Genomic DNA, 8,342 nt, shown 5'->3' with positions numbered 1-8,342 from the left:
TTGGCCTTGGAAAGACACATTTGGTGCATGCCATAGGTGTGGAAATCAAAGACAAGTATCCGGAAAAAACCGTACTCTATATTTCTGCGGAGAAGTTCACTCAGCAATACATAGAGTCTGTTAAAAAGAATAACCGAAATGATTTCATTCATTTCTACCAGATCATCGATGTACTGATTGTAGATGATATCCAATTGCTTTCTGGAAAAGCGGGGACTCAAGATGTTTTCTTCCACATCTTCAATCACTTACATCAAAATGGCAAGCAGGTAATCCTTACCTCTGACAAGGCTCCTGTGGACATGATCGATATTGAGCAGCGCTTACTCTCTCGCTTTAAATGGGGATTGTCTGCAGAACTGCAACACCCAAATTTTGATACGCGAATTGCGATCATCAAAAACAAGCTCTTTAGAGACGGGGTGGATATGCCAGAAGAGATTGTTGAGTTTTTAGCCAACAATATCAAGACCAATATCCGCGAACTTGAAGGGGCTATCATTTCCTTAATTGCACATTCTTCTTTCAACAAGCGAGAGATCACTATAGATCTGGCCAAGAAGATCGTGGACAATTATGTGAAGCACACCAAACGTGAAGTTTCTATTGATTACATTCAAAAAGTAGTTAGTGATTATTTCCAAATGGACGTGGATACCTTGCAATCCAAAACGCGTAAGCGTCATATTGTGCAAGCCAGACAGTTGGCCATGTTCTTTGCGAAGAAATTCACTAAGGCTAGTTTGGCCAGTATTGGATCTCAGATTGGAAAACGCGACCACGCCACTGTGTTACACGCCTGTAAAACAGTAGACAACCTCTCTGCAACAGACAAGCAATTCCGCAAATACGTGGAAGACTTAAACAAAAAGCTTACCCTCTAAATTCTTATGGAAAAGACCAGAATTCTTATGGTCTGTTTGGGAAATATCTGCCGAAGTCCTTTGGCAGAAGGCATTATGCGTGCTAAACTTTTTGGACGTAAAGAATTTGAGGTGGATTCTGCAGGCACTGGCGGATGGCACGCAGGAGAGGCACCCGATCCTCGCAGCGTAGCTATTGCCAAAGAGAACGGCTTAGACATTAGCGCGCAGCGCGGGCGTCAATTCAGCGTTACTGACTACGATCGGTTTGACCATATTTTTGTGATGGACAATTCCAATTATAGAGATGTGATTCGATTGGCGCGTAATGATCAAGACAAACAGAAGGTATCCATGATTCTTGACGCCATCTTCCCTGGAGATAACGTTGACGTTCCTGACCCCTACTATGGAGGCTCCGATGGCTTTGCCAATGTTTACGATATGTTGGACCAAGCCTGCGATATTTTAAAGGAGCAATTCTAGCCGATAAGCCGCTGATTTTGAACTGCTGAATAATTTTCCCTAATTTTAGCAAAATCTAAAAAACCTACGCTATGAAATTATCTACCTTTTTCAGTGCAGTAGCTTTGCTCTTTGGGAGCCTAAGTTTTGCACAAGACATTGATGTTGAGTTGTTTGCAAGCGGATTTGACAGTCCGGTTGATCTTCAAAATGCTGGAGATGAGCGCCTTTTTGTTGTGGAACAAGATGGAGCCATTCGGATCTTAAACCCAGACGGTACCATCAATTCAACACCTTTCTTAGACATTGATCCTATTGTAAATTCTGGAGGAGAACGCGGTCTTTTAGGACTGGCGTTTCACCCAGACTACGCAACTAATGGTTTCTTTTACGTTTACTACACCAATACTTCAAACGATACGCAAATCTCTCGTTTTAGCGTGAGCAGTGATCCCAATGTGGCAGATGCAGGCTCTGAATTACAGATGCTTAGTTTTTCACAACCCTTTACCAATCACAACGGCGGATGCTTGCAGTTTGGACCTGATGGCATGCTTTACATCGCCTCTGGAGATGGAGGAAGTGCTGGAGATCCTGGCAACCGCTCTCAAAACCTTGGAACCTTACTTGGAAAGCTATTGCGCTTAGACGTAGATGCTGCAGCGCCTTATATTCCAGCAGACAACCCTTATGTAGGCGACAGCTCTGCTTTGGATGAGATCTGGGCTCCAGGACTTAGAAATCCTTGGCGTTTTAGTTTTGATGCCGATACTGGAGAGTTATGGATCGCTGACGTTGGACAAGGAAGTCGTGAAGAGATCAATAAAGTAGCCTCTACTGCCGCTCCAATAAACTACGGTTGGCGTTGTTACGAAGGAAACGCCCCGTTCAACACCTCTGGCTGTGCTACGGCAGATAATTACGAATTTCCAGTCGCTGAATACACGCACTCTAGTGGACGTTGTTCCATTACTGGTGGATATGTTTACCGCGGAGACGATTACCCTTCTCTAGACGGCTTGTACTTCTTTGCAGACATTTGCACCGGCGAAATAGGAACTGTAGATGCCAGTAACAACCTAGAATGGGTCTTGGATACCAGCCAGCCTTGGGCGAGCTTTGGTGAAGACATCAACAACGAATTGTACGCTGTTTCTTTAGGTGGAGGTATTTACCGCGTGGTTGATCTTCTACTTAATGTTGAAGAGCAAGAAGCCGCTAATGCTTTTAATTGGTTTGTGGATCAAGCTACAGAACAATTGGTATTCAAGTCGACCAATAACAGTTTGCAGTCGCTGCAGTTGTTTCAAATCAATGGAGCCAAAGTTTTAGATTTAAACAACCTCAACACTCAAGAATTGAGCGTTTCTAAATCCGCTTACGCAAAAGGACTTTATATTGCACAGATCACCGATACTACCGGTGGTGTGCAAACACTTAAAATAGTACTATAATAATGGACACCCCCAAGGGAAAGCTATATTTGATACCGACTACCTTGGGGGAATCCAATCCTTTGGAAGTTCTTCCACTAACTGTTCGCAAAGCTGTGGAACAGATCAATCATTACGTTGTAGAACACGAAAAGAGCGCTAGACGCTCCATTCAACGCATTGCACCGGGTAAATCTCAACCCGATCTACACTTACAACAACTCAATAAATTCACAGATCCGGGAGAGATCAGGAGCTTTTTAGATCCTTGTTTAGCCGGATTTGACGTCGGAATTATTTCTGACGCAGGTTGCCCAGGTATTGCTGATCCAGGTGCCGCAGTGGTTGCTCTAGCTCATGAAATGGATGTGCAGGTTGTTCCTTTAGTAGGCCCCTCCTCCATCCTATTGGCCATGATGGCTAGTGGTATGAACGGACAAAAGTTTGCTTTTCACGGCTACCTTCCGATAGATAAACGTGAACGCAGAAAAGAGATCAAGCAATTAGAACGCGACTCTAAAGCCAATGATCAGGCGCAGCTCTTTATAGAAACGCCTTATCGGAATGAACAATTGATGGAAGCTCTATTGAGCACACTTCTTGGGGATACTCGTCTTTGCGTAGCAGCAGATATCACACTACCCACAGAATACATCAAAACCTTGACGGTGGATCAATGGAAAAAAAATAAGGTGGACCTACATAAAAGACCCACCTTATTTATCATTCAAAATAACTAACCAACTAAACTTAATTTGACTATATGCGTTCCACTTTCGCGGTCTTATCTGCAATGACTCCGGAAGTATCGTAGCCAGCAAATTTGCGCATATAATATCGTATTGAGGTTCCGAAAGCATCGTTGAAACCAACTGTACCTCCACTTCTCAAATATTTCTTTACGTTCCCCGGACCAGCCAAATGCGCGGCAGCGAGAATTCCGGATTCCGTTACTTTTACTCCGTTAATGGTTCGGCCAACAAATCTGTTGATGTCTCTTCGCAACACCCACTTATTGCGTGAAGTGTAAACTGCGAAAGCCTCTTCCTGAACTTCAGGACTTTGTAAATAATCACTGGCATCATAAACCCCGATCATACGCAAGGTTGCTTTACCAAATTGATATTTACCCATATACCCGAACTGGTTTACTACCGTGTATCTTCCTTGAGACTCCTTAAAGGCCAAGGCCTCACGAAATCCTAGATACGAGTATCCCAAAAACGGAGAAAACATGTCATAATCAAAAAAGCGTTGTTCTTCAAGGGTAGGTACATTAAAACAAACATCGTTCTCTGTAACCTTGTATGCTGATAGATCGTCTTGATCTGTAGTAGCATCCTCGCGAACTTTGAATCCAACCGTGATGATTAGGATCACCATTGGAAGTACTACAATTCGTATTAAACTACGTATCATATTGTTTGGAATTTGCAAAGCCATAGCTTTACATTTTCAGCGGGCAAAATTACGACATATAACAGAACCTGCAAATTTTTTCTGTTAAGCTTGTCTTAAACACAGGAAAAACCCCTAACTCGCTGATATACTTGGTTTTATTAAAAGTATAGCGAAAACGTTTGCGTAGTACGAAGGCCGCAAAAAACTTGCTAACGGCTTATCAACACGTCAGTTTTAGGTGAGAAAGTATGCGAAAATGATAAAAATTAACGATTGATGCCTTGTTCGTTAATCCAGCGCACATAGGCCGCGCGGTTGCGATTGTGCTGTTCAATAGACTCGGCGAACTTGTGGTACCCAAAGTTCTCCACATTCACTACAAAATAGTAGTAGTTGTGTTTTTCATAATTGAGTACGGCGTCAATGGAAGAGATATCCGGCATGCTAATAGGTCCCGGAGGAATTCCGCCGTATTTATAGGTATTGAACTTAGAATCTAACTCCAAGTCACGATAAAGCACGCGTTTGATCTGCTGTTGAAAGTCATTATCTAAAAGTTTCTTGGCATAGATCACGGTTGGATCAGCTTGAAGCGGCATGCCTACTTTAAGTCGGTTTACATACACTCCAGCTACGCGAGGACGCTCATCCGCCTTTGCGGTCTCCTTTTGGACGATAGCAGCCAGCGCAGAAATTTGCAAAGGAGTATATCCCATTTGTGCTGCTTTAGCTTTGCGCTCTTGATTCCAGAAGTTCTCATACTCCTTCCACATCTTTTCGCGCAGGCCTTCAGGACTGGTGTTCCAGTAAACCTGATAGCTATTTGGCAAATACATGCTCAATGCATTCGCTTGATTGAAACCCTTATCGGCCAAGAATCGCGGATCGCGCATTGCTTCTAGTAGCGTTAGGCTATCTATCTCAACCTGCGCCGCTAAACGACCTGCCAGATCCTCTAAACGCTCTTGATTATTGAATCGGATAGTAACCGGGACATTATTAACCCGAAGGGTATTGATGATGTCATTGTTGCTCATCCCTTTGGTGATCACGTAATGACCTGCCTTGATATTTCCTATGTAAGATTTCTTTTCCGCTACGGTTTCAAAAGCATCGAGATCTTTAAGCAAAGGGCGCAACTCTTCTTTTACGTCCTTGAATCCAGCGGTACTTTCAATATATATATGTGCCTGATCATTATTAAATGCAGTATTGTCTGCAAAAATAGTTTGATAAACTACATAGGTGAAGACTCCACCCGCAACGACTCCAAGGATCAGCACCCAAAGAATGACTTTTTTAATATTACTCATTGATCTTTTGATAGATTAATTCATCGGCAAAACCCGCACTGGTCCAATGCCAATCGCGCTTAACTCCGCTTTTGGTAAAACCTAAGGCTTCAAAAAGCTGAATGCTCGCTAGGTTTTGAGCTCCAATATTAGCAAAAACCTGATGCAGCCCCAAATGATCAAAACAATAAGGCAGTAATAAATTCAAAGCTTCTCGTGCGTAACCCTGTCTGCGATTGTTCGGCTCGTAGACTACAATACCCACTCCTACTCGCTTGTTCTTCGGATCAAAATCGAAAAGATCTACAAACCCTAAAGCCTTGGAATCCTCGGCAGTACAGATAACCAAGCGCAGCTGTTTGGCAGTGTAAATGTCTAAATGGGCTTGTTCCAAATACTGTTTGAGCACAAAACGCGAATAGGGAACCAAGGTATTGGAGACCTCCCAAATCGCAGTATTGTTTTCCACCTCGAATAAGAAATCGAGGTCCTGAGGCTCAAGAGCTCTCAGTCTTACCACATTATTGCTTAATTTGACGTCCATTGGCCTTGATATACTGGAGTTGCTGGTCCCGCTAGAATTACATCGGTGTAACGATCTGCTGCTTTGTTAAAGGATATTTCCAATGCTCCTCCCGGTGTTGAGATCTTGACCGTATTGGCAGTTGTCTTTCCCGCGTGATACATCGCTAGAGCCACAGCAGTGACTCCTGTTCCACAAGAATAGGTCTCGGCCTCTACGCCGCGTTCGTAAGTTCTCACTTTAAAATGATCTGCGGAAACAGGCTCTACAAAGTTGACATTCGCACCCGCAGCTCCATAAGTATTGTAACGAATATCAGCGCCTTCTTGTTGTACGTTGACCTCCTGCACTGCATCACAGAGCTGTATGTGATGCGGAGATCCAGTATCTAAGAAATATGCTCCGTCTTTGTCGACTATGGTTTGCACATCACTCATATGCAAGGCAACCCAGCCGTCGGTTACGTTAGCTTCATGAATTCCATCCACAGCCATAAAACGAGTTTGATCACCGATCATACCTAAACTGTGCGCATAATGCACCGTGCATCGACCGCCATTGCCACACATACTACTAGGCTTACCATCGGAGTTGAAATAAACCATTTCAAAATCTGCCTCGGGGTGCTCTTCTAGGAGGATCAAACCGTCAGCCCCAATACCAAAACGTCGGTCGCAAAGCTGTGCGATAAGTTCGGCATCTTCTTTGTTGAAGAAGGGTTGTCTATGGTCGATAAGGACAAAATCATTACCGGTTCCTTGATATTTTACAAAGTTTATAACCATGGAGCACAAAGATAGAAAATCACAAGTTCTAAGGTTGCGTTAACTAGTGTTAAAAGGCGTTAAACCGTTAAGTTTTGGTCAATATTTCGACTAAATTTAAGTTGTTAATCCAAAGATTAAAAAAGAAAGAAGATGAAGAAAAACCTAACCCTATTTGCCGTTGCTCTACTTGCCGGTATGGTAACGTTGGGCGGATACAAATTATTGGAAGACAAAACCCCAGTGGTTATTACTCAAAGTCAACAGGAGATTCCTGTAGTGAATACCGGATTCACCAATCTAGACAATACAGCCCTGGCTTTTGATTTCACTACGGCCGCAGAAACCTCTGTCAACGCAGTAGTACACGTTAAAAATACGACGATCAGTAAAGGCCCCACCAGCATCATGGATTTTTTCTACGGCGGTGGAGGCGGACGTGAAATGGTCGGCACCGGAAGCGGTGTGATCATTTCTCCTGATGGCTATATCGTGACCAACAACCACGTGATTGAGAACGCCTCTGAATTGGAGGTAACTTTAAACGATAATCAAGTGTTTGCCGCAGAACTCATTGGGACCGACCCAAGCACAGACATTGCATTGATAAAAATCCAATCAGACACCAATCTACCTTACCTAGCCTTTGGAGATTCCAACGAGGTAAAAGTAGGCGAATGGGTCTTGGCGGTTGGAAATCCTTTTAATTTAACCTCAACAGTTACTGCAGGTATTGTAAGTGCTAAATCACGAGATTTGAATCAATACGGCTCCAGTACACAGAGCTTTATCCAAACGGATGCCGCTGTAAACCGCGGAAACAGTGGTGGTGCTTTGGTCAATGTACGCGGAGAGCTCATTGGCATCAATACAGCGATCACTTCACAAACAGGTTCTTATGTGGGCTATTCTTTTGCTGTACCCTCAAACAACACCAAAAAGGTCATTGAAGATATTTTGGAATTCGGATTTGTTCAACGCGGTATCCTTGGGATTCGTGGAGTAAATGTGGCTGATGCAGCTAAAAGATTACCGGACGTTTCTGAAACTGAAGGAGTTTATGTCAGTACCGTAGAAATTGGATCTGGTGCTGATCTGAGCGGAATCCAACAAGGAGATATTATTAAGCAGATCGATGGGATCAGCATCAACAAGTTCACAGATCTTGTGGGCTATGTGGGCTCTAAACGCCCGAATGATATTGTGGATGTCACCATTATTAGAGATGGCGACACAGAAACGCTGCCCGTTACTTTGGTCAAATTAGAAACCTATCAGATCGATGATCTGGGTATAGAGGTCAAGAATGTATCAGAGAAGAAACTCAAAGAATTCAATACCAATTACGGGGTCTCCGTGAATCGCGTGCTTACACGAGATATGGGGAAATTCAATTGGGACGATGTGATCATCACTAAGATCAACGACGAGCGCGTTGAGAATATAGAGGATGTTCGACGTATCATTGAAAACCGTGACAGCAGCGAACCCTTTAGCCTAACGATGATCGATCGTGATGGTGAAGTCAATAAATTTATTGTGCGCTAAGATTAGTTTACACAGTTCCTACCCCTTCCGCAGTCTGTGGAAGGGTTTTTTTT

General features: G+C 43.4%; 9 protein-coding genes. 5 read left to right on the top strand and 4 right to left on the bottom strand.

Annotated features, from left to right (window positions below; genetic code table 11):
* The 4 genes from dnaA to ACSLP7_RS02480 all read left to right on the top strand — a co-directional run.
* A partial coding sequence (gene dnaA, locus ACSLP7_RS02495; RefSeq protein WP_435577839.1) for a chromosomal replication initiator protein DnaA occupies positions 1 to 884 on the top strand: 884 nt, incomplete at its 5' end.
* Positions 885 to 890: 6 nt separating this feature from the next.
* Positions 891 to 1,349 carry a low molecular weight protein-tyrosine-phosphatase gene (locus ACSLP7_RS02490; RefSeq protein WP_435577838.1) on the top strand — a complete coding sequence of 153 codons (459 nt, stop codon included), beginning with the start codon at positions 891 to 893 and terminating at the stop codon, positions 1,347 to 1,349.
* 71 nt (positions 1,350 to 1,420) lie between these two features.
* Positions 1,421 to 2,782 (top strand): PQQ-dependent sugar dehydrogenase, encoded by a 1,362-nt coding sequence (locus ACSLP7_RS02485; protein WP_435577837.1) that lies wholly within the window; start codon positions 1,421 to 1,423, stop codon positions 2,780 to 2,782.
* A gap of 2 nt (positions 2,783 to 2,784) precedes the next feature.
* Positions 2,785 to 3,501 (top strand): SAM-dependent methyltransferase, encoded by a 717-nt coding sequence (locus ACSLP7_RS02480; RefSeq protein ID WP_435577836.1) that lies wholly within the window; start codon positions 2,785 to 2,787, stop codon positions 3,499 to 3,501.
* 19 nt (positions 3,502 to 3,520) lie between these two features.
* Here the strand turns inward: ACSLP7_RS02480 and ACSLP7_RS02475 are convergent, their stop codons facing one another.
* The 4 genes from ACSLP7_RS02475 to dapF all read right to left on the bottom strand — a co-directional run bounded on the left by ACSLP7_RS02475 (position 3,521) and on the right by dapF (position 6,762).
* Complete coding sequence (locus ACSLP7_RS02475) at positions 3,521 to 4,204, bottom strand: peptidoglycan-binding protein LysM (RefSeq protein ID WP_435577835.1); 684 nt, start codon at positions 4,202 to 4,204, stop codon at positions 3,521 to 3,523.
* A 224-nt stretch (positions 4,205 to 4,428) separates the two neighbouring features.
* Positions 4,429 to 5,475: an endolytic transglycosylase MltG gene (mltG, locus tag ACSLP7_RS02470; protein WP_435577834.1), complete on the bottom strand. Its 1,047-nt coding sequence runs from the start codon at positions 5,473 to 5,475 to the stop codon at positions 4,429 to 4,431.
* A complete protein-coding gene (locus tag ACSLP7_RS02465; protein ID WP_435577833.1) occupies positions 5,468 to 5,998 on the bottom strand; it encodes a GNAT family N-acetyltransferase in 531 nt (176 codons plus the stop codon). The genes mltG and ACSLP7_RS02465 overlap by 8 nt, the downstream gene beginning before the upstream one ends.
* Positions 5,983 to 6,762 (bottom strand): diaminopimelate epimerase, encoded by a 780-nt coding sequence (dapF, locus tag ACSLP7_RS02460; RefSeq protein WP_435577832.1) that lies wholly within the window; start codon positions 6,760 to 6,762, stop codon positions 5,983 to 5,985. The genes ACSLP7_RS02465 and dapF overlap by 16 nt, the downstream gene beginning before the upstream one ends.
* 132 nt (positions 6,763 to 6,894) lie before the next feature.
* Between dapF and ACSLP7_RS02455 the strand changes: the two genes are divergently transcribed.
* The gene (locus ACSLP7_RS02455) at positions 6,895 to 8,289 is read left to right on the top strand and encodes a trypsin-like peptidase domain-containing protein (protein ID WP_435577831.1); all 1,395 of its coding nucleotides are present in this window, start codon (positions 6,895 to 6,897) and stop codon (positions 8,287 to 8,289) included.
* Positions 8,290 to 8,342 lie beyond the last annotated feature (53 nt).

Source organism: Gilvibacter sp., assembly GCF_965601605.1.
In the GTDB taxonomy this organism is placed as follows: Bacteria; Bacteroidota; Bacteroidia; order Flavobacteriales; family Flavobacteriaceae; genus Gilvibacter.
Note: the sequence above shows the minus strand (reverse complement) of the source record. Positions and strands in the feature narration are given on the sequence as shown.